This window comes from Amycolatopsis minnesotensis (genome assembly GCF_039529815.1).
Taxonomy (GTDB): Bacteria; Actinomycetota; Actinomycetes; order Mycobacteriales; family Pseudonocardiaceae; genus Amycolatopsis; species Amycolatopsis minnesotensis.
The window spans coordinates 94,545-120,365 of sequence record NZ_BAAANN010000009.1 but is presented as its reverse complement, the minus strand read 5'-3'; the positions used below and the strand labels follow the sequence as shown (position 1 = coordinate 120,365).

The 25,821-nt window shown below is 73.1% G+C and carries 21 protein-coding genes and 1 riboswitch; of the genes, 10 read left to right on the top strand and 11 right to left on the bottom strand.

The window, feature by feature from the left end; all coding sequences use genetic code 11:
• Position 1: 1 nt before the first annotated feature.
• Positions 2-3,592 (bottom strand): cobaltochelatase subunit CobN, encoded by a 3,591-nt coding sequence (gene cobN, locus ABD256_RS13315; RefSeq protein WP_344417374.1) that lies wholly within the window; start codon positions 3,590-3,592, stop codon positions 2-4.
• 59 nt (positions 3,593-3,651) lie between these two features.
• Positions 3,652-3,726, bottom strand: a riboswitch (cobalamin riboswitch).
• Between the two features lie 103 nt (positions 3,727-3,829).
• On the opposite strand from cobN, the gene ABD256_RS13310 reads away from it, so the two are divergent.
• Genes ABD256_RS13310 through ABD256_RS13300 form a run of 3 tightly spaced genes read left to right on the top strand, consistent with a single transcriptional unit; the run spans position 3,830 to position 7,085 of the window.
• A complete protein-coding gene (locus tag ABD256_RS13310; protein WP_344417372.1) occupies positions 3,830-4,957 on the top strand; it encodes a precorrin-3B synthase in 1,128 nt (375 codons plus the stop codon).
• Positions 4,954-5,589 carry a precorrin-8X methylmutase gene (locus ABD256_RS13305; RefSeq protein ID WP_344417370.1) on the top strand — a complete coding sequence of 212 codons (636 nt, stop codon included), beginning with the start codon at positions 4,954-4,956 and terminating at the stop codon, positions 5,587-5,589. Before ABD256_RS13310 ends, ABD256_RS13305 begins: the two co-directional genes overlap by 4 nt.
• Positions 5,586-7,085, top strand: a complete 1,500-nt coding sequence (locus tag ABD256_RS13300; protein WP_344417368.1) for a precorrin-2 C(20)-methyltransferase — start codon at positions 5,586-5,588, stop codon at positions 7,083-7,085. The genes ABD256_RS13305 and ABD256_RS13300 overlap by 4 nt, the downstream gene beginning before the upstream one ends.
• Here the strand turns inward: ABD256_RS13300 and ABD256_RS13295 are convergent.
• The 5 genes from ABD256_RS13295 to cbiE are packed head-to-tail and all read right to left on the bottom strand — an operon-like array spanning position 7,082 to position 13,393.
• Complete coding sequence (locus tag ABD256_RS13295) at positions 7,082-10,300, bottom strand: arabinosyltransferase domain-containing protein (protein WP_344417366.1); 3,219 nt, start codon at positions 10,298-10,300, stop codon at positions 7,082-7,084. The two genes, ABD256_RS13300 and ABD256_RS13295, sit on opposite strands and share 4 nt — an antisense overlap.
• A gap of 35 nt (positions 10,301-10,335) precedes the next feature.
• The gene (locus tag ABD256_RS13290) at positions 10,336-11,067 is read right to left on the bottom strand and encodes a cobalt-precorrin-6A reductase (protein ID WP_344417364.1); all 732 of its coding nucleotides are present in this window, start codon (positions 11,065-11,067) and stop codon (positions 10,336-10,338) included.
• Positions 11,064-11,420: an SRPBCC family protein gene (locus ABD256_RS13285; RefSeq protein ID WP_344417362.1), complete on the bottom strand. Its 357-nt coding sequence runs from the start codon at positions 11,418-11,420 to the stop codon at positions 11,064-11,066. Before ABD256_RS13285 ends, ABD256_RS13290 begins: the two co-directional genes overlap by 4 nt.
• A 24-nt stretch (positions 11,421-11,444) precedes the next feature.
• Positions 11,445-12,206: a precorrin-4 C(11)-methyltransferase gene (cobM, locus tag ABD256_RS13280; protein WP_344417360.1), complete on the bottom strand. Its 762-nt coding sequence runs from the start codon at positions 12,204-12,206 to the stop codon at positions 11,445-11,447.
• On the bottom strand, positions 12,203-13,393 hold the full coding sequence (gene cbiE / locus ABD256_RS13275; protein WP_344417665.1) for a precorrin-6y C5,15-methyltransferase (decarboxylating) subunit CbiE: 1,191 nt from the start codon (positions 13,391-13,393) through the stop codon (positions 12,203-12,205). Before cbiE ends, cobM begins: the two co-directional genes overlap by 4 nt.
• Positions 13,394-13,603: 210 nt before the next feature.
• On the opposite strand from cbiE, the gene ABD256_RS13270 reads away from it, so the two are divergent.
• The 4 genes from ABD256_RS13270 to cobC are packed head-to-tail and all read left to right on the top strand — an operon-like array spanning position 13,604 to position 18,555.
• Positions 13,604-15,553 carry a putative cobaltochelatase gene (locus tag ABD256_RS13270; RefSeq protein WP_344417358.1) on the top strand — a complete coding sequence of 650 codons (1,950 nt, stop codon included), beginning with the start codon at positions 13,604-13,606 and terminating at the stop codon, positions 15,551-15,553.
• A complete protein-coding gene (cobO, locus tag ABD256_RS13265; RefSeq protein ID WP_344417356.1) occupies positions 15,553-16,167 on the top strand; it encodes a cob(I)yrinic acid a,c-diamide adenosyltransferase in 615 nt (204 codons plus the stop codon). Before ABD256_RS13270 ends, cobO begins: the two co-directional genes overlap by 1 nt.
• A gap of 17 nt (positions 16,168-16,184) precedes the next feature.
• On the top strand, positions 16,185-17,534 hold the full coding sequence (locus ABD256_RS13260; RefSeq protein WP_344417663.1) for a cobyrinic acid a,c-diamide synthase CobB: 1,350 nt from the start codon (positions 16,185-16,187) through the stop codon (positions 17,532-17,534).
• Positions 17,527-18,555 carry an Rv2231c family histidinol phosphate aminotransferase CobC gene (gene cobC / locus ABD256_RS13255; RefSeq protein ID WP_344417354.1) on the top strand — a complete coding sequence of 343 codons (1,029 nt, stop codon included), beginning with the start codon at positions 17,527-17,529 and terminating at the stop codon, positions 18,553-18,555. Before ABD256_RS13260 ends, cobC begins: the two co-directional genes overlap by 8 nt.
• 215 nt (positions 18,556-18,770) lie before the next feature.
• Here cobC and ABD256_RS13250 read toward each other — a convergent pair whose 3' ends face one another.
• Genes ABD256_RS13250 through ABD256_RS13240 form a run of 3 tightly spaced genes read right to left on the bottom strand, consistent with a single transcriptional unit; the run spans position 18,771 to position 21,167 of the window.
• Positions 18,771-19,505: an adenosylcobinamide-GDP ribazoletransferase gene (locus tag ABD256_RS13250; RefSeq protein ID WP_344417661.1), complete on the bottom strand. Its 735-nt coding sequence runs from the start codon at positions 19,503-19,505 to the stop codon at positions 18,771-18,773.
• A 14-nt stretch (positions 19,506-19,519) separates the two neighbouring features.
• Entirely contained in the window at positions 19,520-20,551 is a 1,032-nt protein-coding gene (cobT, locus tag ABD256_RS13245; protein ID WP_344417352.1) for a nicotinate-nucleotide--dimethylbenzimidazole phosphoribosyltransferase, read from the bottom strand.
• Position 20,552: 1 nt separating this feature from the next.
• Positions 20,553-21,167 carry a bifunctional adenosylcobinamide kinase/adenosylcobinamide-phosphate guanylyltransferase gene (locus ABD256_RS13240; protein ID WP_344417350.1) on the bottom strand — a complete coding sequence of 205 codons (615 nt, stop codon included), beginning with the start codon at positions 21,165-21,167 and terminating at the stop codon, positions 20,553-20,555.
• 36 nt (positions 21,168-21,203) lie between these two features.
• On the opposite strand from ABD256_RS13240, the gene ABD256_RS13235 reads away from it, so the two are divergent.
• The gene (locus tag ABD256_RS13235; protein ID WP_344417349.1) at positions 21,204-22,130 is read left to right on the top strand and encodes a cobalamin biosynthesis protein; all 927 of its coding nucleotides are present in this window, start codon (positions 21,204-21,206) and stop codon (positions 22,128-22,130) included.
• Positions 22,127-23,584, top strand: coding sequence for a cobyric acid synthase (locus ABD256_RS13230; protein ID WP_344417347.1), 1,458 nt, complete (start codon positions 22,127-22,129; stop codon positions 23,582-23,584). The genes ABD256_RS13235 and ABD256_RS13230 overlap by 4 nt, the downstream gene beginning before the upstream one ends.
• Here the strand turns inward: ABD256_RS13230 and ABD256_RS13225 are convergent.
• Entirely contained in the window at positions 23,581-24,360 is a 780-nt protein-coding gene (locus tag ABD256_RS13225; protein ID WP_344417345.1) for a CbtA family protein, read from the bottom strand. The two genes, ABD256_RS13230 and ABD256_RS13225, sit on opposite strands and share 4 nt — an antisense overlap.
• Before the next feature lie 34 nt (positions 24,361-24,394).
• Positions 24,395-24,604, bottom strand: coding sequence for a CbtB domain-containing protein (locus ABD256_RS13220; RefSeq protein WP_344417343.1), 210 nt, complete (start codon positions 24,602-24,604; stop codon positions 24,395-24,397).
• A gap of 325 nt (positions 24,605-24,929) precedes the next feature.
• Between ABD256_RS13220 and ABD256_RS13215 the strand changes: the two genes are divergently transcribed.
• A complete protein-coding gene (locus ABD256_RS13215) occupies positions 24,930-25,811 on the top strand; it encodes an SIS domain-containing protein (protein ID WP_344417341.1) in 882 nt (293 codons plus the stop codon).
• Positions 25,812-25,821: the final 10 nt, after the last annotated feature.

The following is a 25,821-nucleotide window of genomic DNA, read 5'->3' as shown; positions in this document are numbered from 1 at the left end:
TTCAGCCCTCTTCGAGATCGCCTTCGAGGCGGAGGTAGACCTCGCGCATGCGGTCGAGCAGGTCCTGGTCGGGTTCGGCCCACAGGCCCCGCTCGGCCGCTTCGCCGAGGCGTTCGATGATGCCGCGCAGCGCCCACGGGTTGGCCTTCGCCATGAACTCCTGGTTCACCTCGTCGAGCACGTAGGACTCGCTGAGCTTCTCGTACATCCAGTCGTCGACGACCCCGGCGGTGGCGTCGAAGCCGAACAGGTAGTCGACGGTGGCGGCCAGTTCGAACGCGCCCTTGTAGCCGTGCTTGCGCATCGCCGAGATCCAGCGCGGGTTCACCACGCGGGCGCGGAACACGCGCGCGGTCTCCTCGCCGAGCGTCCGCGTCCGCACCGCGTCCGGAGTGGTGCTGTCGCCCACATAGGACGCGGGCGCGGTCCCGGTGAGCGCGCGGACGGTGGCGATCATGCCGCCGTGGTACTGGAAGTAGTCGTCGGAGTCGGCGATGTCGTGCTCGCGGGTGTCGGTGTTCTTCGCGGCCACGACGATGCGCTTGTACGAGCTTTCCATGTCCTCGCGCGCGGGCCGCCCGTCGAGGCCGCGGCCGTAGGCGAAACCGCCCCACACCGCGTACACCTCGGCGAGGTCGGCGTCGTCGCGCCAGTTCCCGGAGTCCATCAGCGGCAGCATCCCGGCGCCGTACGCGCCCGGCTTCGAGCCGAAGATCCTCGTGGTGGCACGGCGTTCGTCCCCGTGCGCGGCGAGATCGGCGCGCGCGTGCGCCCGCACGAAGTTCTGCTCCGCCGGCTCGTCGAGCGAGGCGACCAGCCGCACCGCGTCGTCGATGAGGTCGATGACGTGCGGGAAGGCGTCGCGGAAGAACCCGCTGATCCGCACGGTGACGTCGATGCGGGGCCTGCCCAGTTCGGCGAGCGGCACGGCCTCGATCCCGGTGACGCGGCGCGAAGCCTCGTCCCACACAGGCTGGACTCCCAGCAGCGCAAGCACTTCCGCGGCGTCGTCACCGGAGGTCCGCATCGCCGAGGTGCCCCACACCGACAGCCCGACCGAGCGCGGCCAGTCTCCGGTGTCCTCGCGGTAGCGGCGCAGCAGCGAGTCGGCGAGCGCCTGCCCGGTTTCCCAGGCGAGCCTGCTCGGGATCGCCTTCGGGTCGACGGTGTAGAAGTTGCGCCCGGTCGGCAGCACGTTGACCAGCCCGCGCAGCGGTGACCCGCTCGGGCCGGCCGCGATGTACCCACCGTCCAGTGCGTGCAGCACGGCGTCGATCTCGGCGGAGGTACCCGCGAGGCGCGGCACGATCTCGGTGGCCGCGAACGCCAGCACGTGCCCGACGGCGTCGTCGGGGTGGCCGAGCACGCGCTCCACCGCGCCTGCCACCGAAGCCGGTGCCCATCCGGCGGCTTCCATCGCCTCGACGAGTGTGCGCGCGGTCTGCTCGATACCATCCACTTCGGACAGTGCGGCGCCGCTGTTCTCCTTGAGCCCCAACGCGGAGCGCAGTCCTGGCACGGCGCCCTGCTGCCCGCCCCACATCTGCTGCGCGCGCAGCATGGCCAGCACGAGGTTGACCCGCGCTTCGCCTTCCGGTGCCTGCCCGAGGATGTGCAGCCCGTCGCGGATCTGCGCGTCCTTCACCTCGCACAGCCAGCCGTCGATGTGCAGGAGGAAGTCGTCGAACTCGGCGTCGTGCGGGCGGGCGTCCACCCCGAGGTCGTGGTCCAGTTTCGCGGCCTGGATGAGCGTCCAGATCTGCGCGCGGATCGCGGGCAGCTTCGCCGGGTCCATCGCGGCGATGTTCGCGTGCTCGTCCAGGAGCTGTTCCAGGCGCGCGAGATCGCCGTAGCTCTCGGCGCGCGCCATCGGCGGGATGAGGTGGTCGACGATGGTGGCGTGCGCGCGCCGCTTGGCCTGCGCGCCCTCGCCGGGGTCGTTGATCAGGAACGGGTACACCAGCGGGAGATTGCCGAGCACCGCGTCCGGCGCGCACGACGCGGACAGGCCTGCCGTCTTGCCCGGCAGCCATTCCAGCGAGCCGTGCTTGCCGAGGTGCACCACCGCGTGCGCGCCGAACTCCTCTTCGAGCCAGCGGTAGGCGGCCAGGTAGTGGTGGCTCGGCGGCAGGTCGGGATTGTGGTAGATGGCCACCGGGTTCTCCCCGAACCCGCGTGGCGGCTGGATCATCAGCACCACGTTGCCCGCCCGCAGCGACGCGAGCACGATGTCGCCGCCGTCGACGTACAGCTCACCCGGCGCGGGCCCCCAGTGCTCTTCCATCGCTTCGCGCAGCTCATCGGGCAGCGCCGCGAACCACTCCCGGTAGCGCGCGGCGGGCACCCGGATCGGGTTGCCGGAGAGCTGTTCCTCGGTGAGCCACTCCGGATCCTGCCCGCCCGCCGCGATCAGCGCGTGGATCAGCGCGTCGCCGTCGGGCTGGCCGGTACCGGTCGGCTCGACACCGGGGAACGCTTCGTCGCCGAGGTCGTACCCGGCCGCGCGCATGCGGCGCAGCAGTTCGATCGCCGACGCCGGGGTGTCCAGCCCGACCGCGTTGCCGACCCGCGAGTGCTTGGTCGGGTACGCCGAGAGCATGAGCGCGATCCGGCGCCGCGGCGGGGGAGTGTGCCGCAGCCTCGCGTGCGCGACCGCGATCCCGGCGACGCGGGAAGCCCGTTCGGGATCGGCCACGTACTTCGGCAACCCGTCCTCGTCGATTTCCTTGAAGGAGAAGGGAACCGTGATGATCCTGCCGTCGAACTCGGGGACCGCCATCTGGTTTCCCGCGTCCAAAGGGGACAGTCCCTCGTCGTTGGCTTCCCAGGTCTCGCGGTCGCTGGTCAGGCAGAGCGCCTGCAGCGTGGGGATGTCGAGCGCGGCCAGTTCGGCGACGTCCCACGCCTCGTCGTCACCACCGGCCCCCGCCTCCGACGGCTTGGTCCCGCCCGCGGCGAGCACGGTGACCAGCAGCGCGTCCGCCTCGCCGAGCTTCGCCATCATCTCGGGCTCGCGCGAGCGCAGTGACGCGCAGTGGATCGGCAGCGCCCGCCCGCCCGCGTCCTCGATCGCGGTGGACAGCGCTTCGACGAACGCGGTGTTCCCGGACAGGTGGTGCGCGCGGTAGTAGAGGATCGCGATCGTCGGCCCGTCCGCGGCCCGGTGTTCGCGGTCGAGCACACCCCACACCGGCTGGGCCGCCGGCGGCGCGAACCCGTCACCGGTCAGCAGCAGCGTGTCCGAGAGGAACCGGTGCAGCTGACGGAGGTTCTCCGGCCCGCCCTGCGCGAGGTAGGCGTGCGCCTCGGTGGCGATGCCCGACGGCACGCTGGACAGCTTCATCAGCTCGGCGTCGGGCGCCTGCTCGCCGCCGAGCACCACCACGTGCCTGCCGCTCGACCGCACCGCGTCGAGGCCCTCCTGCCAGGCCCGTTCGGAGCCGAGGATGCGGACGACGACGATCGCGGCGGCGTCGAGCAGCGCGGGCAGTCCGGCGAGGTCGAGCCTGGCGGGGTTGGCGAGGCGGTACTCCGCCCCGCTCGCCCGCGCACTCAGCAGATCGGTGTCCGAAGTGGACAGCAGCAGGATCACGGCCGCCGACGCTCCTTTCCGGGGTGTCCTCGCCCCGGGCACGTGGAACGCGCCTGCCGGAGTTCCTGGCTCCCGGATCCGGCGAGGATCCGATCACAGTGGCGGGACCGTCCCGGATTCACACCGGGTTCCTCCGCTGACAGGCGCGCATGGGTCGCCGTTCACTCTCCGGGTACGGGGCACCCGGCGTCAAGGTGACGTTCGGCCGGACGGCGGCGGCCATCTAGAGTGAGGCGCATGGCCACCCCCGCACGCGACCGCCGCGACGCGTGCCCCGGGGTCTACGCCACGCACCCCGCCGCGGACGGCGCGCTGGCGAGGGTCCGGCTCCCCGGTGGCAGGGTCTCGTCGGCGCAGCTCGTCGCGCTGGCCGCCGTGGCAGCCGAATTCGGCGACGGCGCGCTGCACCTGACCTCGCGCGCGAACCTCCAGCTCCGCGGCCTGCCCGACGGCGACCCCAGGGTGATCGAGCGGCTCGGCGCGGCCGGGCTGCTGCCGTCGCCGACCCACGAGCGGGTCCGGAACTACCTCGCGTCCCCGATCAGCGGCGGCCTGGTGGACGTGCGGCCGCTGGTGCGCTCGCTCGACGAGACCGTGTGCGCGGTGCCCGCACTGGCGAACCTGCCCGGCCGGTTCCTGTTCGCGCTCGACAACGGGCGGGGCGACCTGTCCGGCGAGCGCGCCGATCTCGGCTGGCAGGCGCTGACCCCGGACTACGGCGCGATCCTGTTCGACGGGACCGACACCGGCCTGCGGGTCCCCGCTTCGGCGGCGGCGGGCGCGCTGGTCCGCCTCGCGGTGGTGTTCACCGAGATCAGGGGAGCCGCGTGGCGGCTACGGGAACTGCCCGACCCGACGCCGCTGATCGAGGCCGCGCGGGCGATCCGCGCCGCCAGGATGCCGCCGCGCAGGCTGCCTTCGACGCGCGTGGAGCTGGGCGGGCACGGCGCGGAACTGTGCGTCGCGCCGCCGCTCGGAGTGCTCCGCGCCGACGACGCGTACCTGCTCGCGTCGCTCGCGGGTGAGGTGACCATCACGCCGTGGCGTTCGATCGTGCTCCCGGACGCCTCGGTCGCCGGTCGCCTCCCCGGTTTTCTGGCCGGCCAGGACGCGCCGGGGGCCGGGGTCAGCGCGTGCATCGGGCGGCCGGGGTGCGCGCGGGCGCTCGCCGACGTCCGCTCGCTCGCCTCCCAGGCGCTGGAACCCGGCCTGACCGCGCACTTCTCCGGGTGCGACCGCCGCTGCGGCGCCCCGCGCGGCCCGCACCGCGACGTGCTCGCCACCGCGGGCGGGTACCTCGTCGACGGTGCCTGGGTGTCCACTGTGGATCTTCTGGAGTCCTTGTCCGGGAAGGGAACCGAGTGACCGACTACATCCGCGACGGCGCGGAGATCTACCGCCGCTCCTTCGCCACCATCCGGGACGAGGCGGACCTCGCGATCCTGCCCGACGACGTGGCCGGTGTCGCGGTGCGGATGATCCACGCCTGCGGGATGGTCGACCTCGTCGACGACCTCGCCTACTCGCTCGACGTGGTGGAGTCGGCGCGGGCGGCGCTGAACGCGGGCGCGCCGATCCTGTGCGACGCCATGATGATCGCCAGCGGGATCACCCGCAAGCGCCTGCCAGCGGCCAACGACGTCGTGTGCACCCTCGCCGCCCCGTCCGTGCCCGGCCTCGCCGAGCGGATGGGCACCACCAGGTCCGCGGCCGCGATGGAGCTGTGGCGGGACCGGCTCGCCGGGTCCGTCGTCGCGATCGGCAACGCGCCGACCGCGTTGTTCCGGCTGCTGGAGCTGATCGACGAGGGCGCGGGCTTGCCCGCGGCCGTGCTCGGCGTTCCGGTCGGCTTCGTCGGCGCCGAGGAGTCCAAGGCGGCGCTGGTCGAACGCGCGCCGGTGCCGTACCTCGTGGTGCGGGGCAGGCGGGGCGGCAGTGCGATGGCGGTCGCCGCGGTGAACGCGCTGGCCGCCGAGGACGAAGGGATCATCCGGTGACCGGGGTGCTCTACGGGGTCGGGCTCGGGCCGGGCGATCCGGAACTGGTGACGGTGAAGGCGGCACGGCTGATCGGCGGCGCCGAGGTGATCGCCTACCACAGCGCGCGCCACGGCCGCAGCATCGCGCGCTCCGTCGCCGCGCCCTACCTGCGGGAAGGGCAGCTCGAGGAACGGCTCGTCTACCCCGTCACCACCGAGACCACCGAGCACCCCGGCGGGTACGAGGGCGCGATCGCCGAGTTCTACGAGGTGAGCGCGAAACGGCTCGCCGGGCACCTCGACGCCGGGCGGACCGTCGTCGTGCTGTGCGAGGGCGACCCGTTCTTCTACGGCTCCTACATGTACATGCACGAACGGCTCGCCGATCGGTACGAGGCGCACGTCGTGCCGGGGGTCACCTCGGTCAGCGCGGCCGCCGCGGTGCTGGGACGGCCGCTCGTGCAACGCGACGAGGTGCTCACCGTGCTTCCCGGCACGCTGCCGGCGCCCGAGCTGGCCAGGCGGCTCGCGGACACCGACGCGGCCGCGATCCTCAAGCTGGGCAGGACCTTCGGCGCGGTGGGCGAAGCGCTCGAAGAGTCCGGCCGCATGCCCGAAGCGTCCTATGTGGAGCGTGCGACCTGGGGCGCGCAACGGGTGGCGGACTTCGCCGAGGTCGAGCCGGGCACCGTGCCGTACTTCTCGCTTGCCGTCGTGCCGAGCCCTGCCTACGCGGCGCGGAAGTCGGGGCACGGCGAACCCGCGTCACCCGGCGAGGAACCCGCGACCGGCGGCGAGGTCGTCGTGGTCGGGCTCGGCCCGGCGGGGGAGCGGTGGCTCACCCCGGAGGCGGCGGCGGAACTGGCCGCGGCGGAGCACCTCGTCGGCTACGGGCCGTACCTGGCGAAGGTGCCGCAGCGGGCGGGTCAGACGCGGCACGCCTCGGGCAACCGCGTCGAGGCGGACCGCGCCCGTGAGGCGCTCGGGCTGGCCCGCGACGGGGCAAGGGTGGCCGTGGTGTCCTCCGGCGACCCCGGCGTGTTCGCGATGGCCTCCGCGGTGCTCGAACAGGCCGAGGACGCCGAATGGGCCGGTGTCCCGGTGCGCGTCGTGCCGGGTGTGACGGCCGCGCAGGCCGCCGCGTCCAGGGTCGGCGCCCCGCTCGGCCACGACTACTGCGTGCTGTCCCTTTCGGACCGGCTCAAGCCGTGGGAAGTGATCGAGCGCAGGCTGGACGCGGCAGGCGCGGCGGATCTGGTGCTGGCGATCTACAACCCGGCGTCCCGCAGCCGCACCGCGCAGCTCGCGGACGCGAAGGAAGTGCTGCTGCGCCACAGGGAACCGCACACGCCGGTGGTGATCGCCAGAAATGTCGGCGGTGCGGGGGAATCGATCACCGTGACCACATTGGACGGTCTTGATCCGTCCGAAGTGGACATGCGCTGCCTGCTGATCGTCGGTTCCTCCCGCACCAGGAGTGCGGGAGGAACCGTCTGGACGCCCCGCTCGTACTAGCGGGTTTCCGAGTGCCCGTTCGGCTGGCGCGGGCCGGGCCCGGGGGTCCACCAGCCGGGGTGCACCTCCTGGCCGCGCACCACCTGCGGTGCCGCGCCGTCGGTGTAGGGCTCGATCTGCATCAGCTCGCCCCATGGCTGGTCCGGCTTGTCCTTGAGGAAGCTGGGCACCTCTGGCTCGTCGGCGACCTCTTCGATCCAGCCGATCGGGCCGCCGCCCTTGTTGGACCCGACCTCGCCCTCCGACGCGAGCGAGCCCGCGGTGATCCGGTAGGCGGGCACCTCGGAGATCCCGTCGTGCGAGGTCACCGGGTTCATGCACGGGTAGGCGAAGGACGCGGGCCAGTCCATGTAGACCGGTGCGCTGCCGACGCGCTCGGTGAGGGTGGTGAACGTCGGCACGCGCGGTGCGGTCACCGCGACCCAGCCGTCCTGGGTGAGGTCGTCGTCCTTCGCGACCACCCGGACCGAGTTCACGTTCTTCGGCAGGTCACCGATACTGATGCGCACGTCGGCCCAGCTCCCGGAGCCCGCCCCGTTGCCAAGCGCGTCCTGGCTCTTCACCACGTGCACGCCCTGCGGGGTCTGCTCGCCGAACTCGACCTGCACCGAGGTGGCCTTGCCGGGGTAGGCGTTGACCGCGAGCACGACCTGGCCGCCCGAGCGCTCCTCCGGCAGCCCGTACCAGTCGGTGCGGAGCCTGCCGACCGAGGCGCCGCCGTCCTGGTAGCTGCTCCACATCGGCACCTTCGACGGCTTGAAGCCGTGCGGGGGATCGGTCAGCGGGTCCTTGTCGAGGGTGCCGGTGGTGTGGAACCCGACCTGCGTCTTCCCGTTGCCCTCGTCCGGCGGCGGGAGCGGGCTGACCCCGCCGACCGCGCCGCCGCTTTCCTCCTGCTTCTTTTTCTTCTCCGCCTCGGTGAGCGGCACCGTCTTGTCGGTCACCGGGCTGAGCACGCTCGACATCGGGTCGCGCTCCACCATCACGTGGTCGGAGAGGTTGCAGCTCTTGCCGAACAGGTGCGACACGTTCGCCGCGCCGAAGCTGTAGCTGCCCCAGCCCTTCTGGATCGCCTTGGCCATGCTGCCGAACTCGCCGAACGCGACCAGGCCGCACACCGCGACCAGGGATATCGACCCGAGCTTCAGCGACCGGCCGCGGCCTTCCTGCGGCCCGACCGGCTGATGTGGACGGTGGGCGCGCACGTTCTCCACGAACGCCACGATCCCGGCGACCGCCGCGGCGATCAGCAGCACCGTGGACAGCGAGAACCCGCCGACCGAGATCGCCTTGTCGCCCCACGGGACGCCGATGTTCGACACGAACCAGTAGGCGTTGGGCCCGGTCGCCGCGAGCGCCGCGACCAGCAGCAGCCCCGCCACGAACGCGGCTCTGTTGCGTTTGGACCGCAGCACGGTGGAACTGGTCGCCAGCCCGGTCAGCGCGGCCATCGCGGCGCCGACCGCGGCGAACGCGCCGAAGTGGTGCGTCCACTTCGTCGGCGTGAGCGCCAGCATCACGAAGAAGATCGCGACCGTCCCGATGAGACGGCGGGCAGGCCCGAGCGCGGCGCCCTGGATCCGGCCGCGGCGCAGCAGCATCACCAGGCACACACCGGTGCAGAGGATGAGCAGCAGCACCGGGAAGCGGCGCGCGGCCGACCCGTCCGCCGAGTTCTCGAACAGCAGCTCGTACCGGTGCAGCTCCTCGAACCACGACAGGCTCGGCCCGACCTGCGTGCGCAGCCGCGTCGCCTCCTGGACGCTGGCGAAGGTCTGGTCGGCGAAGATCACGATGAGCACCAGGAAACCGGCGCCCATGATCGGCGCCAGCACGGTGAGCCAGCTGCTTTCCCGCGCCCGCGACCGCAGAAGCTGGTAGAGCGGGCGCGCGGCGACCAGGAACGGCGCCACCGCGATCAGCCCGGTCGGGGTCGCCGCGAGCGTGAACGCGGCGGCCAGCAGGCCCAGGCACAGCGGCAGCATCCGGCGCGTGACCAGCGTCCGCTCGACCGCGCACAGCGCGAGCAGCGAGCCGACCGCGGCGACCGGCTCCGGCCGGACGCCGTTGTTGAACGGCATCCACCAGACCAGGAACACCATCGCGGCGGCCCAGCCGGCGGCGCGGCTCACCCGCACCTGGCTGCCGAGCCTCGGCATCACCTCGCGGCTGATCAGCAGCCAGCTCAGCGCGCCGAGCAGGAACGAGGGCAGCCGGATCCACGGCGGCGCCATGCTGACGTGCGTCATCAGCTCGTAGACGTGGTAGAACCAGCCGAACGGGGCCTCCGCGACCCCGAACCATCTGTGGTAGTTCGTCAGGTACCCGGTGGCCTCGGTGACCTTGGCCATCGTGAGGATGTAGCCGTCGTCCGAGGTCACCGGCCCGATGAAGACCCACGCGCCGAGCGCGCCGAAAACGGTGAAATCGCGCGCGGTCAGCCGCCACCAGCCGACCGGTGCCCATCTCGGGGCCCGTCGCGCGAAGCCGATGTCGAGCCGGTTGACCGCGATCAGGCAGGCGATGATGGCGAGCACGCCGAACACGCCGACGCCGACCTTCCAGCCCGTCGGGGACGACTGGTAGCGGGTGTCGGGGGTGATCGTCACCTGCAGGCCCGCGGTCGGGTCCTTGGCGCCGGAGATGTCGGTGTAGATGCCGACCACGCGCGGGCGGGCGTCACCGTCCGCGTCGTACACCGGCGTGCCGCCGACGAAGATCTTGGTGCGGTTGACGTCCGAGGTGATCTTGACGTCGCAGCCGCTCGGCGGCAGCGGCTGGCGCACCACCTGCGCGCCGCGGTTCGACGCGGTCAGCAGGCCGTTCTCGACCCGCAGCAGCATGCCGGCGCCCTTTTCGGACCGCGCCGATGGCACCGTCGAGTAGAGCAGGCCGGAGCCGCCGGTGCGGGAGTCGACCGACTTCACGGTCGCGCACGGCAGGTCGACGCGCATGTCCTGCGCCCAGTAGCCGACGAGCGGTGCGTTCACCGGTCTGGTGTCGGTGCCAGCAGGCCAGACGATCTTCGCGGTGTCCTGCACGACGGGCAGGAACGGGAAGGCGAGTGCGCAACCTGCGGCCAGGAGCCCGAACACGATCGCGAGCAGACGCCACAGATGCCTGCGCTCCACAGCGCTGGTTCTCGCGTCGTCTTCGGTGTGTCCCGGGTCCGTCACCTCGTCGCGGTCATCAGGTTGCCTGGTGGCGGTCCACATTGCCCCAACGCTATCTGTAGCGCGGTGAGCACCTGTTACCGGATACCGAGCACCCAGCGGACCGCCGCCGCGACGGTCGCCACGGAGGCGGCTCCACTCCGGTCGGGGCGCCGCACCACGACCACCGGAACACCGAGGTCGCGGCAGGCGGCGAGTTTCGCCGACGTGTGCGCGCCACCGCTGTCCTTCGTCACCAGCACGTCGATGCCGTGCTCGCACAGGAGGGACAGTTCGGACGCGACGGTGTACGGGCCGCGCGCCAGCACGACCTCGGCCTTCGGCGGCAGCGGCGGGGACGGCGGGTCGACGCAGCGCACCAGGAACCACGGTCCGGTCAGGTGCGCGAACGCGGCGAGGCCCTGCCGCCCGCTGGTGAGGAAGATCCGCTGGCCCAGCGTCGGCACGACGCGCGCGGCCTCGCCGAGATCGGCGACCCAGTGCCAGTCGTCGCCGGGACCCTGTTCCCACCCCGGCCGTGCCAGGCGCAGGAGCGGCACCCCGGTGAGCCGGGAGGCGGTGACGGCGGAGGCGCTGATGCGCTCGGCGAACGGGTGCGTCGCGTCGACGACCGCGGTGACCTGCTGCTCGACGAGCCACGCCGCGAACCCGTCCGGGCCGCCGAACCCGCCGATCCGCACCTCGCCCTCGGGCAGCCGCGGCGCGCTGACCCTGCCCGCGAGCGAGGACATCACGGGAACGCCCCGCGCGTGCAGGTCTGCCGCCAGTTCACGAGCCTCGGCCGTGCCGCCGAGCACCAGCACGGTCATTGGCCGTAGGAGTAGCGCAGGTCGCCGTAGAGGAGCTTGTTGAGCCGGAACCGCAGGTGCCCGAGCTTGCTCTCGCCGGGTGCCGCGCCCTGGGTGAACAGCGTCCAGCGGACCGCCGTTCCGCCGCCGTCCGGTTCGAGGTCGAACCGGATCCGGTCGTCCGGCCGGTCCGGCCACAACGACGACCACACCACCAGCCCCGGTTCGACCGCCTCGACGATCTCGGGCGCCACCTCGTCGTCGAGCAGGTCCAGCCACGGCCTCGCCGGATCGAGGTGCGGGTTCACCAGTGAGGCCCACACCGCTTTCGGCGGCGGGGGCAGCACGCGTCGGCGGCTTCCGAGTTCGGGCACTGTCCCAGGGTAGGCAATCCCGGCTCAGAACGAGGGCGGCATCTTCGAGCGGTCCCGGTCCGCCGAGTACAGGAAGCTGTCCGGGAAGCCGTCCGCCGCGAGCACCCTGCCGACGAAGATCATCGCGGCCCGGTCGACGCCCGCCTCGCGGACCTGGCCCGCGATCACGCCGAGCGTGCCGCGCAGCACGCGCTCTTCGTCGTGCGTCGCGCGGAACACGACCGCGACCGGGCAGTCCTCGCCGTAGTGCGGGAGCAGTTCGGAGACCACCTGCTCGATCCGGTTCACCGCGAGGTGCAACGCCATCGTCGCGCCGCTCGCCGCGAAGGTCGCGAGGTTCTCACCGGGCGGCATCGGGGTCGAGCGGGCTCGCACGCGCGTGATCACCAGGCTCTGCCCGACCGTCGGCACGGTCAGCTCGCGGCCGAGCACGGCGGCCGCCGCGGCGAACGCCGGGACCCCGGGGGTGATCGCGTACGGCACGCCCGCGGCGTCCAGGCGCCGCACCTGCTCGGCCACCGCGCTGTAGAGCGACGGGTCGCCCGAGCACAGGCGCGCGGCGTCGAGGCCCTTTTCATGCGCGGCAACGAGTTCCGCCACGATTTCGTCGAGCGAGAGCCCCGCCGTGTCCACCAGCCGTGCCCCGTCCGGGCAGTGCGCGAGCAGGTCCTTCGGGGTCAGGCTGCCCGGGTACAGGCACACCTCGCAGCGGGCCAGCAGGTCGCGGCCGCGCACGGTGATCAGGTCCGCGGCACCGGGCCCCGCGCCGATGAAGTGCACGGTCATCGCGTCACGCTCCACTGGGTCACGGTCCTCGACGGCGTCCAGCCGGTGAACCCGCCCAACGGCGCGGCCTGTTCGACGGCCACCCTGGTCAGCTCGCCGCCGTGGTCGCGGTGCGCGGCGGCGAGGAGCTGCTCCGACTCGACGGTGACGCCGTGCGCGACCAGCCGCCCCGGTTTCCTCGCGAGGCACGCGGGCAACGCCGCGGTGAGCCCGCCGCCGACGAACACGGCGTCCGGCGCGGCGAGGTCCGCCAGCGCCCCCGGCGCCTCGCCGACGACGACGTCGAGGTCCGGCACCCCGAGCGCGGTCGCGTTGCGTTCGATGCGCGCCGCGCGCTCCGGATCCCGCTCGACGGCGATCGCGCGGTTGCGGGGATGGGCGCGCATCCATTCGATCCCGACGCTGCCCGCGCCGGCGCCGACGTCCCACAGCACCTCGCCGGGCGCGGGCGCCAGCCTGGCCAGCGCCAGCGCGCGCAGATCCCGCTTCGTGAGCTGGCCGTCGTGTTCGTAGGCGTCGTCGGGCAGGCCGGGAAGCGTGGGGAGGAAGCGCGCGCCGGGAGCCCGCTCGCAGTCGACCGCGATCAGGTTCAACGCGGCGCCCTCGGCACGGGCCCAGTCGTCCGCCGTGCCGTCGGCGTGGTTTTCGCCCGGTCCGCCCAGTTCCTCCAGCACGGTCATCCGGCTCGGGCCGTAACCGGTGCGCCGCAGCAGCGCGGCGAGCACCGCCGGGGTGCTCGCGTCGCCGCTGAGCACCAGCAGGCGCGCGCCGGGGGCCAGCGCACGGGTCACCCGGTCGGCCGAGTGCCCGACCACCCTGACCACGTCGGTCTCCTCCGCCGACCAGCCGAGCCGAGCCCTGGCCAGCGCGACCGACGACACGCCCGGCAGGATCCGGACCCGGTCGGCGCCCAGCCTGCGCACCAGCGTCGTGCCGATCCCGGCGAGCATCGGATCGCCGCTCGCCAGCACGCAGATCCGCCCCGGCTCGTCGAACAGGGCGTCGAGCGCGGGCAGCAGCGGGCTCGGCCACGGCCGCTTGCCGGGGTGATCACCGATGAGCGCGAGCTGGCGCGGGCCGCCGTACACGACGTCGGCGCAGGTGATCGCCTCGCGCGCGTCCCGGCAGAGCCCGGCCCAGCCGTCCGCCCCGATTCCTGCCACCGTCACCGTCTCGCTCACCCGCAGAGGCTAACCGCCCCGTTGTGCGAGGATTGGCCTGACGGTCGCCGAGGAACCTGTGTGAGCGCACGCGCGCGAGTCCAGGGCGGTCCCGCCACTGTGACCGGCCACCAGGCCGGGAGCCAGAGCTTGGGTGGCCGTCGCCCGCCGGGAGCATCCCCGGCAGGGCCCGTACTCCAGTGGGCGTGGACACCCACCGCGAGCAGAGGAGCGTGCATGCGGCCGTATCCGTTCAGCGCCGTGGTCGGCATGGCCGATCTCCGGCTGGCGCTGGTGCTTTCCGCGATTTCCCCGGCGATCGGCGGGGTGCTCGTGCGCGGCGAGAAGGGCACCGCGAAGTCGACCATGGTGCGCGCGCTGGCCGGGTTGCTGCCCGAGGTCGACGTGGTCGACGGCTGCCGGTTCTCGTGCTCGCCCTCGGCACCGGATCCCGCCTGCCCCGACGGCCCGCACGACGCGCCGTCGGGGTCACGGCGCCCGGCGCGCCTGGTGGAGCTGCCCGTCGGCGCGGCGGAGGACCGGGTGGTCGGGTCGCTGAACCTGGAACGGGCGCTCGGCGAAGGCGTCACGGACTACCAGCCCGGCCTGCTCGCCGCCGCGCACCGCGGCCTGCTCTACGTCGACGAGGTGAACCTCCTGCACGACCACCTCGTGGACACGCTGCTCGACGCGGCCGCGATGGGGCGCGCGACGGTGGAGCGCGAGGGCGTCTCCGTCTCGCACGCGGCCAGGTTCGTGCTGATCGGCACGATGAACCCCGAGGAGGGCGAGCTGCGACCCCAGCTCCTCGACCGGTTCGGGCTCACCGTGGAGGTCGCCTCCAGCCGGGATCCCTCCCAGCGGGTCGAGGTGGTGCGGCGCAGGCTCGCCTACGAGTCCGATCCGGACTCCTTCGCCGCGTCCTACGCCGACGCCGACGCCACGCTCGCGATCGAAATCGAAGCGGCGCAACGGTTCCTGCCCGAGGTCGCGCTGACCGACACCGCGTTGCGGCAGATCGCCGAGGTGTGCGCCGCGTTCGAAGTGGACGGTATGCGCGCCGATATCGTCACCGCGCGCACCGCGGTCGCGCACGCCGCGTGGTCCGGCCGCGCCGAAGTGTCCACTGAGGACATCCGGGTCGCGGCGCGGCTCGCGCTGCCGCACCGGCGCAGGCGCAACCCGTTCGACGCGCCGGGTATCGAAGAGGAACAACTCGAACAGGCGCTGGCCGACGCGGAACCGCCCGAGCAGGGGCCGGACGACGACGGTCCCGGCTCCGGTGCCGAGCCTCCGTCCACTGAGGAATCCCCTGGCGCCGGTGGGCAGCAGGAGGGCCAGGACGGCGGCTCCGGTGAGACCTCCACGGTCGGCTCCGGAAAGCCTTACCGGGCAAGGCTGCTCGCCGTTTCCGGCACCGGTGAAGGCGCGCAGGGCCGCCGGTCGAGGGCGGTCACCGACACCGGGCGGACCGTCGGCGTGCAGCCGTCGTCGGTGCGCGAGGGCAGGCCGCACCTGCTCGCCACCGTGCGCGCCGCCGCGCCGCACCAGCGGGCGCGTGGCCGGTCCGGTGCCGGGCTCGTGCTCCGCGGGCCGGACCTCCGGTTCGCCAGGCGCGAGGGCAAGGAGGGCAACCTCGTGCTGTTCTGCGTGGACGCGTCCGGCTCGATGGGCGCGCGCTCGCGGATGCGCGAGGTGAAGGCCGCCGTGCTGTCCCTGCTGCTGGACGCCTACCAGCGGCGGGACAAGGTCGGCCTGGTCACCTTCCGCGGGAACGCCGCGGAGCTGGCGCTGCCGCCGACGATCAGCGTCGAGGCCGCCGCCACCCGGCTCGAAGCGCTGCCGACGGGCGGGCGGACACCGCTCGCCGAAGGGCTGCTGAAGGCGGAACACGTGCTGCGGGTCGAGCGCCTGCGCGACCCGCGGCGGCGGCCGCTGCTGGTCGTGGTCACCGACGGCCGCGCGACCAGTGGCGCCGACGCCGTCGCGCGCTCGCGTGCCGCGGCCGGGCTGCTGGCCGGGCACGGGATCGCGTCGGTGGTGATGGACTGCGAGTCCGGCAAGATGCGGCTCGGGCTCGGTGCCGGGCTCGCCGAGGCGCTCGGCGCCGAACGGCTGCCGCTGGCCGAGGTCGCCGCCGAGGCGCTGACCGGCGCCGTGCGCGCCAGGACCGGGAGGGCGGCCTGATGCCGCAGGGGAAACCGGCCGTGGTGCCCGCCGACGGGCTCAGCACCCGCCAGCGCCGCAACCGCCCGCTGCTGGTGGTGCACACCGGTGAGATGAAGGGCAAGTCGACGGCCGCGTTCGGGATGGCGCTGCGCGCGTGGAACCAGGGCTGGTCGATCGGCGTGTTCCAGTTCGTGAAATCCGCGAAATGGCGCGTCGGCGAGGAATCCGCGTTCCGCGCGCTCGGCGCGCTGCACGAATCCGACGGGCAGGGCGGCCCGGTCGAATGGCACAAGATGGGCGAGGGCTGGAGCTGGGCGCGCAAGTCCGGCACCGAGGAGGACCACGCGCGGAACGCGCGCGAGGGCTGGGCGGAGATCAAGCGCAGGCTCGCCGGCGGGCGGCACGACTTCTACGTGCTCGACGAGTTCAGCTACCCGCTGCACTGGGGCTGGATCGACACCGATGAGGTCGTCGAAGCGCTCACCGCGCGCACCGGGCACCAGCACGTCGTGATCACCGGCCGCAACGCGCCCGCCGCGCTCGTCGACGCCGCCGACCTGGTGGTGGAGATGACGAAGGTCAAGCACCCGATGGACACCGGCCAGAAGGGGCAGCGGGGGATCGAGTGGTGACCCGCGCGGTGCCGAGGCTGGTGATCGCGGCGCCGGGGTCGGGGCACGGGAAGACCACGATCGCGGCCGGGATCATGGCCGCGCTGGCCGCGCGCGGGATGGCGGTGTCCGGGCACAAGGTCGGCCCCGACTTCATCGACCCCGGCTACCACGCGCTCGCCACCGGCCGCCAGGCCCGCAACCTCGACCCGTTCCTCCAGGGCGAGGATCGGCTGGTTCCGTTGCTGCTGCACGGATCCCGCGGCGCCGACCTCGCCGTGATCGAGGGCGTGATGGGCCTGTTCGACGGCGCGCTCGGCACCGAGGGCTACGCGTCGACGGCACACGTGGCGCGGCTCGTCGACGCGCCCGTGGTGCTCGTGGTCGACGCGAGCGCGGCGAGCCGGAGCGTCGCGGCCGTGGTGCTGGGCTTCGCGAAGTACGACCCCGAGGTGTGGCTGGCCGGGGTGATCCTGAACAAGCTCGGCTCGCAGCGGCACGAGGACGAGATCCGCGCCGCGCTGGCGCCGACCGGGATTCCGGTGCTGGGCGCGCTCCGGCGCAGCGAGGACATCCACGCCCCGAGCCGCCATCTCGGCCTGGTCCCGGCCGCCGAACGCGACGCGGAGTCGCGCCGCCTGCTGCCGGAGCTGGCCTCCTGGATCGAAAGCGGCGTAGATCTCGAAGCGGTCGTGCGCGTCGCCCGTGCTGCGTCCCCTTTGGACGGTGCACCGTGGGACCCTTCGTCCGAAGTGGAGTCCGCTGGCTCCCGTGCGGTCGTGGCGGTGGCGGCGGGGCGCGCGTTCACCTTCCGCTACACCGAAACCACGGAGCTGCTGGCCGCCGCGGGTATCGAGGTGGCCGAAGTGGACCCGTTACGGGACAAGGAATTGCCGCCGGGCTGCGCGGGGTTGTACTTCGGTGGCGGGTTCCCCGAAGTGCACGCGGGGGAGCTCGCCGAAAACGCCGCGCTGCGCGACAGGATCGCTCTTGCCGTTCGGGGAGGTATGCCGGTGGTCGCCGAATGCGCCGGGCTGCTGTACCTGTGCCGCGACCTCGACGGCGCCCCGATGACCGGGGTGCTCGACGCCTCCGCGCGGATGACCGGCCGTGGCGCGCTCGGCTACCGGCGCGCCGTCGCGGCCGCCGACTCGGTGCTCGCGCGCCGCGGTGACGAGGTGACCGGGCACGAGTTCCACCGCACGCAAGTGCTGCCCCGCAACGGAAACCCGGCGGCGTGGGCATGGGAAGGCAAACCGGAAGGCTTCTCTTCGGCTCGGTTGAGCGCTTCGTACCTGCACGTGCACTGGGCGGGACACCCGGCACTGGCCGGTCGGTTCGCGCGTGCGGTGGGGGCGTTTTCGGCGGCGCTGGCCGGTCATGGCTGACCTGCACCACCACGGTGACCAGGAGATCGGCGACGGGCTGGTGGACATGGCCGTCAACGTCCGGCTGAGCGCGCCGCCACCGTGGTTGCGACGCTCGCTGGAACAGGGCCTGGACCGGATCGCCGCCTACCCCGACGCGCGGCCCGCGGCCGAAGCGATCGCGGCCCGCCACGGGGTTTCACCGGCGGAGGTCCTCGTCACCGCGGGCGCCGCCGAGGCGTTCACCCTGCTGGCGACCGCGTTGCGCCCGGCGGACACGGTGATCGTGCACCCGCAGTTCACCGAGCCGGAAGCCGCGATGCGCGCGGCGGGCCATCCGGTGCGCCGCGTCGTGCTGCCCGCCACGGACGGTTACGTCCTGAAACCCGACGCCGTCGGAGAAGAAGCCGATCTGGTGTTCGTCGGCAACCCGACGAACCCGACTTCGGTGCTGCATCCCGCGGAGACCGTCCGCGCCCTGTGCCGCCCCGGCAGGCTCGTGGTGGTCGACGAAGCGTTCATGGACGCCGTCCCCGGCGAACCGGAAAGTGTTGCGGGGGAAGGACTTCCCGGCGTCGTGGTGATCAGGAGCCTGACCAAGACGTGGGGGATCGCCGGACTCCGCTGCGGCTACCTCCTCGGGCCCGCTGCCGTGGTGTCCCGCCTGCGCGCGGTGCAGCCACCGTGGTCGGTTTCGACCCTGGCCGTAATCGCGGCCGTCGCCTGCAGCGCGCCGCCTGCTCTGTCGGAGGCGGCGGCGATGGCTTCGGAGGCTTCGCGGGATCGTGCTCATCTCTTGGCGGGGTTGTCTTCGCTCGGGGTGCTGGTTCCTTCCGTCGCGCAGGCGCCCTTCGTGCTGGCCGTGGTTCCTGCCGGGGTTCGGGAAGCGTTGCGGTCGAAGGGATATGCCGTTCGGCGAGGGGACTCGTTTCCCGGCCTGGGTGGGGAGCACATCCGGATTGCGGTGCGGGATCGCGCCACTACGGACGGTTTTCTCACGGCTCTGGGCGAGGTGCTCTGCCACCGCGTTCAGCGGCCCTGAAGAATGCTTCGGCGACGGGCGAGATTTGGGGCGTCAGATTCCCCGAAGGCGCCCTTCCAGGACCCAGCCCCCGCGGTTCCGCCACCCCTCTCACCGGAATCGACGCGCTGCTCTCGTACCGAAACATGGGACACCAGCCACTCGCCCTACCTGAGCCGCCCGGCGGCCGTGGCCGATCCGATCCAGCGCCAGCGAGCGGGTGCCTGAGAAGAGAACTAGCCGGGTGCCATCGCCAGCAGCGCGGCCGTCACCCCGGCTTCCACGCAGCCGCCCAGCACGTCCCCGGTGATCCCGCCCAAGCGCCGTGCGCAGCGGAACAGCAGAACCCCCGCCGCCGCGAACGCGACGCCCACCGCGACCGGCCCCCGCCACCACGGCAACCCGGGCGCGAGCGTGCTCACCCCGGCCAGCACCACCGGAACCAGCACCGCGAACGGGAGCCGGACCGAGCCGGCCACGGTCGCCCCCAAACCGTCGGGGCGCGCGGACGGGACGCCCCGCGCGCAGCACAGGGGGAGGACGCCGCGTCCGGCCAGTACCGCGACGGCGATCGCCGCTTCGCCGTGCCCGGCAAGAACAGCGCCGGTCAAAGCTCCACATTGGACGATCAGGGTGAGGACGAGGGTCGCGACACCGGTGGGGCCGGAGTCGCCGCGCCGCATGACTTCGAGCGCGCGGTCGCGGTCGTAGGAGGCGCCGAGGCCGTCGGCGGTGTCGGCGAGCCCGTCGAGGTGCAGGCCCCTGCTGCCGAGCGCGATCGCGGCGAGTGCGAGGCCCGCACACGCGAGTGCGGGCACTCGCACAGCAGAGCAGGCGAGCACGACGAGAACCGCGGCGGCGGCGAGGGGCGCGGCGGCGACCGGCGCGAGCAGCATCGCGCCCGCCGCGACCTTGCGGTCGATCACGCGCGGCGCGGGCACCGGCACCACGGTCAGGGTGCCGAACGCCATCCGCAGCGCGTCGATCACCCCAGGTCCGACAGCAGGCTCATCTCGGTCAGCACCGCGCGCGCCGAGCGCAGCACCGGCACCGCCTGCACCGCACCGCTGCCTTCGCCGAGCCGCAGGCCGAGATCGAGGATGGGTTCGAGGCCGAGCGCCTTGAGCGCAAACGCTTGCGAGGGCTCGGTCGACCGGTGCCCGGCGAGCCACCACTGCGGCGCGCCCGGCGCCAGCTCGCGCGCGACGAGCGCGGCCGCGCCGGAGAACACGCCGTCCAGCAGGACCGGGACGCCGCGGACCGCGCCCTGCGCGAGGAATCCGGCGGTGGCCGCGGCGCAGGCGCTGCCGAGCTTGGTGAGCAGCGCGAACGGATCGCCACCAGTGCCCGCTCGCGCCAGCGCCGCTTCGACGACCGCGACCTTGCGCGCCCTGCCGCCGGAATCGACGCCGGTACCGGTGCCCACCACGTCGCCGGCGGGCAGGCCCAGCACCGCGGCGACGAGTGCCGCGGCGACCGTCGTGTTGCCGATGCCCATGTCGCCGGGGATCAGGAGATCCGCGCCCGCGTCGATCTCCTCGTCGGCGATCGCGCGCCCGGCGTCGAACGCCGTCGAAGCCTCGCCCGGCGCCAGCGCGTCCTCGACGTCGATCGAGCCGGAACCGCGGCGGATCTTGTGCGCCACCACCGCGGGCGGCACCTCGGGAAGCGCGGTGAGGTCCTGGTCCACCGCGATGTCGACGACCCGCACCCGCGCGCCGATCTGCTTCGCCAGCACGGTCACCCCGCTGGTGCCCGCGAGGAACACCCGCACCATCGCCGCGGTGACCTCGCGCGGATACGCCGAAACGCCGGAGGCGGTGACGCCGTGGTCGCCGGCGAAGACCACCACGCGGACGTCGTCGAGCGGGCGCGGCGGGAGGGAACCGTGCGCGGCGCACAGCCACGCCGCCAGCTCTTCCAGCCTGCCGAGCGACCCGAGCGGTTTGACGAGCCCGTCGAGCCTGGCTTGCGCGGCTTCGCGCGCGGCGCGGTCGGGGACCGGGACCTCGATCACGTCAGCCCCGTTCCCCGAGTTCGACGACCCGGCCCGCGACCACCAGCAGCACGCGGTCCGAGCCGGCGGCCACCCTGGTGTTGAGCGCGCCGAGCACGTCGCGGAAGAGCCGGCCGGAGGCGAAGCCCGGCACGACGCCGCTGCCGACCTCGTTGCTCACCGCGACCACCGGCACGTGCGCGCTGTCCCACGCGGACAGGAAGTCTTCGAGCCGCTCGTCGAGCCGGAGTTCCCAGCCCTCGGTCTGGGTCCACGCACCGACCTCGTCGAGGACGCGGCTGAGCCAGGTGCCGAGGCAGTCGATGAGCAACGGCCGCGACGCGCCGCGCAGGGTGCCCGCGAGATCGGTGGTCTCCACCGTGCGCCAGTTCTCGGGGCGCCGCGCGCGGTGGGCGGCGACCCTGGCGGCCCATTCCGGATCGTCCGGTGACGGCGGCAGGCCGGGGGCCACGTAGACGACCTCGGGATGGCGGGCGATGAAGCGCTCGGCGTGTCTCGACTTCCCGGACCGGACCCCGCCGAGGATCAGCACCTTTTCCCGAGTGCGCCCGTACTGGCGCATCACCCTGGCCGCGGCCTCGAAGAAGGCGGCGAGCCGCTGGGTCAGCTTCGTCATAACGGGCATTGTCGTGCACAGGCTAGTGTGCCGTGCGTGGGACTGCGCACATCGGCGGTGACGGCGGCCGGGCTCGCCGCCGGGTACGCGGCCGATCTGGTGCTCGGCGATCCGGCGCGGTGGCATCCCGTGGCCGGATTCGGCTCCGCGGCCGCCGCGCTCGAACGCCGCGTGTGGGCCGATTCGAAGGCCGTGGGCACCGCGTACGCGACCGTCTGCACGGGCGCCGCGACCGCGTTCGGGTTCCTCGCGCAGGCCGCCACCCGTGAGCGTCCCGCGGCCAGGTTCGCGCTGACCGCGGCCGCGACCTGGGCCGTGCTCGGCGGCAGGGGGCTCGCCGCGGAGGGCACCGCGATGGCGGCACTGCTCGATCGCGGGGACGTGCCGTCGGCGCGCCGCCGCCTGGCGCACCTGTGCGGCCGCGACGCGACGAACCTCGGCTCGGACGAGCTGGCGAGGGCGGCCACCGAATCGATCGCGGAGAACACTTCCGACGCCGTCGTGGCGCCGCTGCTGTGGGGTGCCGTCGCCGGGATACCCGGCCTGCTCGGCTACCGCGCGCTCAACACGCTCGACGCGATGGTGGGGCACACTTCGCCGCGCCACCGCCGCTTCGGCTGGGCGTCGGCGCGCGCGGACGATCTCGCGAACCTGATCCCGGCGCGGGCCGCCGCGGTGCTGACGGCGGTGTGCGCGGGCAGCCACGCGCGGGACGCGCTGCGGGTGTGGCGGCGCGACGGGCGCCGTCATCCGAGCCCGAACGCGGGTCAGGTGGAGGCGGCGTTCGCGGGCGCGCTCGGCGTCCGGCTCGGCGGCGTCAACACCTACCGGGGCGAGCCGGAGGACCGCGGCACCCTCGGTGACGGGCGCCCGCCGGTCACCGCCGATCTCCGCCGCGCCGTCCGGCTGTCCACAATGGTCGGAATGGCGGCCGCCGCGGTCGCGGTCGCGGTGGCGTCGTGACTGGCGTGCTGGTCGCGGGCACCACGTCCGACGCGGGCAAGAGCCTGGTGGCGGCCGGCCTTTGCCGCTGGCTCGCGCGCCGAGGCGTGCGCGTGGCGCCGTTCAAGGCGCAGAACATGTCGAACAACTCCATGGTGTGCGCGGACGGCGCCGAGATCGGGCGCGCGCAGTGGTTGCAGGCACGTGCGGCGGGAGTCGAGCCGGAGGCCGCGTTCAACCCGGTGCTGCTCAAACCGGGCAGTGATCGCCGAAGCCACATCGTCGCGATGGGAAAGCCGTTCGGCGTGCTCGACGCGGGGGAGTACGCCACCGGACGCCGCGCGCTCGCGAAGCTCGCGTTCGACGCCTATCGCGAACTGGACCGTCGCTTCGACGTCGTGGTGTGCGAGGGCGCGGGGAGCCCGGCGGAGGTCAACCTTCGCGACGGCGACTACGTGAACATGGGGCTGGCGCGCGAATTCGGCCTGCCGGTGCTGGTGGTCGGGGACATCGACCGCGGCGGCGTGCTGGCCGCGATGTACGGCACACTCGCGCTGCTCGACCGCGAGGACCAGGACCTGGTCGCCGGGTGGGTGGTGAACAAGTTCCGCGGCGACCTCGGTCTGCTGCGCCCCGGGCTCGCAACGCTGACCGAACGCACCGGGCGCCCGGTGTTCGGGGTGCTGCCGTGGCTCGACGGGGTGTGGATCGACACCGAAGACTCACTGGGCGCGCTCGCGGCGGCGGGCTGGGCTGGGCAGGGCGCGGCGGGTGCCGCGATCCGGGTGGCCGTGGTGCGGTTCCCGCGTGCCTCGAACGCGACCGATGTGGACGCGCTCGTGGCCGAACCGGGGGTCGCGGTGAGCCTGACCGCGGACCCGGACGTCGTTGCCACGAGCGACATCGTGGTGCTGCCCGGCAGCAGGGCGACGGTTTCGGACCTGCGCTGGCTCACCGAACGCGGCCTCGCCGACGCGGTCAAGGCGCGCGCCGCGGCGGGGAAACCCGTGCTGGGCGTGTGCGGCGGCTACCAGATGCTGGCCACCCGCATCGCCGACGACGTGGAGTCCGGGGCGGGCACCGTGGACGGTCTCGGCCTCCTTCCGTCCACAGTGGACTTCACGGCGGAGAAGGTGCTGGCCACCCCGGTAGGGCGGTGGCGCGGGCACGCGGTGCGCGCGTACGAGATCCACCACGGCCGCGCCACCGTGCCCGAAAACCCCGATGTGGAGCCGTTTCTCGACGGCTGCCGCCGCGGTCCGGTGTGGGGCACGATGTGGCACGGCGCCTTCGACAACGACGGCTTCCGCCGCGCGTGGCTGGCCGAGGCGGCCGCGCAGGCCGGGATCGCGTGGACCCCGCGCGCGGACGCGCCCGGTTTCGCCGACCTGCGCGAGCGCATGCTCGACAGCCTCGCCGACGCGATCGGCCAGCACCTCGACACCGAGGCCCTGCGCCGCCTGATGAAGCTCTAAACAACCGCCACAGCGCGCTTCGGTGCCACTTTTTCCGCCAGCGCCCCGAAAACGAGCCCGAGCGCGGTCCACAGTATGAGCTGCGTGCCGATCGAGGCGGTGCGGAACGTCCACAGCGTCGACCCGGGGAAGCCTTCCGGCACTTCGTCGATCACCGGCAGCAGCCAGGCGCACAACGCCATCACCACGACGTAGCCCGCGGCGCCGAGCAGGAATCCGCCCCACGCGCCGAGCCGCTCCGCGAGCTTCCGGCCCGCCGCGACGGCGACGCCGGCCACCACGAGCGAGATCGCGACGAACGCGAAGTACAGGCCGGTCCGGTCGCCGATCGTGCCGGCCTGCCCGACGGCGGGCGGGTTCGCCGGGTACTTCAGGAACGGCACGAGCACGACCACCGCGTACCCGGCCGCGGCGAGCACGGCCGCGGTCACCCTCGGCCGCGTCGGCCCGAGCCTGCCGTGCGCGAAGGCGAAGGCGAGCGAGAACAGGCCGCCGATCGCGATGCCGTAGCCCGCGACGCCGGTGAACAGCCCGAGCGTGCTCTGCACGTCACGGCTGACCAGTTCCTCCTCCGGCTCCGCCGCGGCACCGTGCTCGTGGGCCTCCGGCGGCGCGCCCGGTTCGGCGGGGGCCGAGTGGGAGTGCCCGCCGCCGGACTCTTCGAGGCCGATGGCGGTGTTGACCGACGGCTCGCCGAACAGGTAGGCGAACCCGGTCGCGAGCACACCGGCGATCAGGCCCGCGAGCATGCCGCGGACCAGCAAGGTCCTCATCATCGTCTGCTACCGAATCCCGTCGTCGGTTGAGGAATCAGTGGCAGGGGAAGGCGAGCAGGTGCCTGCCGTCGTGCACGAACTCGTGCACGTAGCTGTTCGAAAAGAGCGCGAGCGCGCCCTGCTCGGTGCTGACGAAGTAGAGCACGATCAGCGCGAGCAGCACGACGAACGCCGCCCACGGCACGATTTCCCTGATCGGGATGCGGATCGGTTCGCCGACGGCGGGGATAGCTGCCTGTGTCACGGCTGGGGACCTCCTCGGGCTTGCGCGGCCTCTCGGTTCTTCGTGCGACAGCCCGGGTCTGACTTCCCGTACGTGCGCGGGTCGCGCGTTGACAGGTCACAGTGGCGCGTCCGCGCGGATTCTCACCGCGTTCCGGTCGCCGTCGCCTAGCCGGGGGAGCGTAAGCCGCCAGTGACCAGGCGGTCAACGTGACGTGATCACTTCGCAAGCCGCACCGGCTCGATGGACTGCGCCGAATGATTGAAAGTGACTGAAACACTCGTTGACCGTGCATGAACAAGCATCTACTGTGAAGGAAGAATGATCCGCACGGATGGGGAGTCGCATGACCCGGTCTTTCATGGACGAGGAGATCGCCAGCCAGCCCGAGTGCTGGCAGCGGGCGGTCGGGCTCGCCGATGAGCTCGGCGCCGAGCTGCCCGCGCCCGGCCGTCGCGTCGCCGTCGTCGGCTGCGGTACCTCGCGGTTCATCGGCGAGTCGTACGGCGTGCTCCGCGAGGCCGCCGGTCTCGGCCAGACGGACGTGTTCGCCGCGTCCGAGTTCCCGCGCGGCCGCCAGTACGACGAGGTGCTCGCGATCTCCCGCTCCGGCACCACCACCGAGGTGCTGCGGCTGCTGGAGACGCTGCGCGGCCACACCCCGACCACGGTCATCACCGGGGTGCCCGGTGAGATCGCGCACGTCGCGGACCGGGTCGTCGACCTGTCCTACAGCGACGAGCGGTCCGTGGTGCAGACGCGGTTCGCCACCACCACGCTCGCCCTGCTGCGGGCGAACCTCGGCGAGGACCTGACGGGCGCGATCGAGCAGGCGCGCGCCGCGCTCGACGAGCCGATCGCGGCGGACCTGCGCGAAGCCGACCAGTTCACCTTCCTCGGCACCGGCTGGACGGTCGGCATCGCGAACGAGGCCGCGCTGAAGTTCCGCGAAGCCTCGCTCACCTGGACCGAGTCGTACCCGGCGTGGGAGTACCGGCACGGCCCGATCAGCATCAGCCAGCCGGGCCGGGTCACCTGGATGTTCGGCGCCGCACCCGAGGGCATGGCCGACGACGTCGCGAAGACCGGCGCCACCTTCGTGGACCGCGATATCGACCCGCTCGCGGACCTCGTGCTGGCGCAGCGCGTCGCGGGGGCGCGGGCCGCCGACCGCGGGCTCGATCCCGACCACCCGCGCTCGCTCACGCGCTCCGTCGTGCTCCAGTAGCCGCGATACT

Bases quoted from the DNA above. Each gene is read 5' to 3' on its own strand.
- cobC (WP_344417354.1), top strand. From the start codon at position 17,527: ATGGCTGACCTGCACCACCACGGTGACCAGGAGATCGGCGACGGGCTG.
- cobM (WP_344417360.1), bottom strand. From the start codon at position 12,206: ATGACCGTGCACTTCATCGGCGCGGGGCCCGGTGCCGCGGACCTGATC.
- ABD256_RS13290 (WP_344417364.1), bottom strand. From the start codon at position 11,067: ATGACCGTGCTGGTGCTCGGCGGCACGGCCGAGGCTCGTGAACTGGCG.
- ABD256_RS13215 (WP_344417341.1), top strand. From the start codon at position 24,930: ATGACCCGGTCTTTCATGGACGAGGAGATCGCCAGCCAGCCCGAGTGC.
- ABD256_RS13225 (WP_344417345.1), bottom strand. From the start codon at position 24,360: ATGATGAGGACCTTGCTGGTCCGCGGCATGCTCGCGGGCCTGATCGCC.
- ABD256_RS13270 (WP_344417358.1), top strand. From the start codon at position 13,604: ATGCGGCCGTATCCGTTCAGCGCCGTGGTCGGCATGGCCGATCTCCGG.
- ABD256_RS13240 (WP_344417350.1), bottom strand. From the start codon at position 21,167: ATGACGAAGCTGACCCAGCGGCTCGCCGCCTTCTTCGAGGCCGCGGCC.
- ABD256_RS13310 (WP_344417372.1), top strand. From the start codon at position 3,830: ATGGCCACCCCCGCACGCGACCGCCGCGACGCGTGCCCCGGGGTCTAC.
- ABD256_RS13295 (WP_344417366.1), bottom strand. From the start codon at position 10,300: ATGTGGACCGCCACCAGGCAACCTGATGACCGCGACGAGGTGACGGAC.
- cobO (WP_344417356.1), top strand. From the start codon at position 15,553: ATGCCGCAGGGGAAACCGGCCGTGGTGCCCGCCGACGGGCTCAGCACC.
- ABD256_RS13250 (WP_344417661.1), bottom strand. From the start codon at position 19,505: ATGGCGTTCGGCACCCTGACCGTGGTGCCGGTGCCCGCGCCGCGCGTG.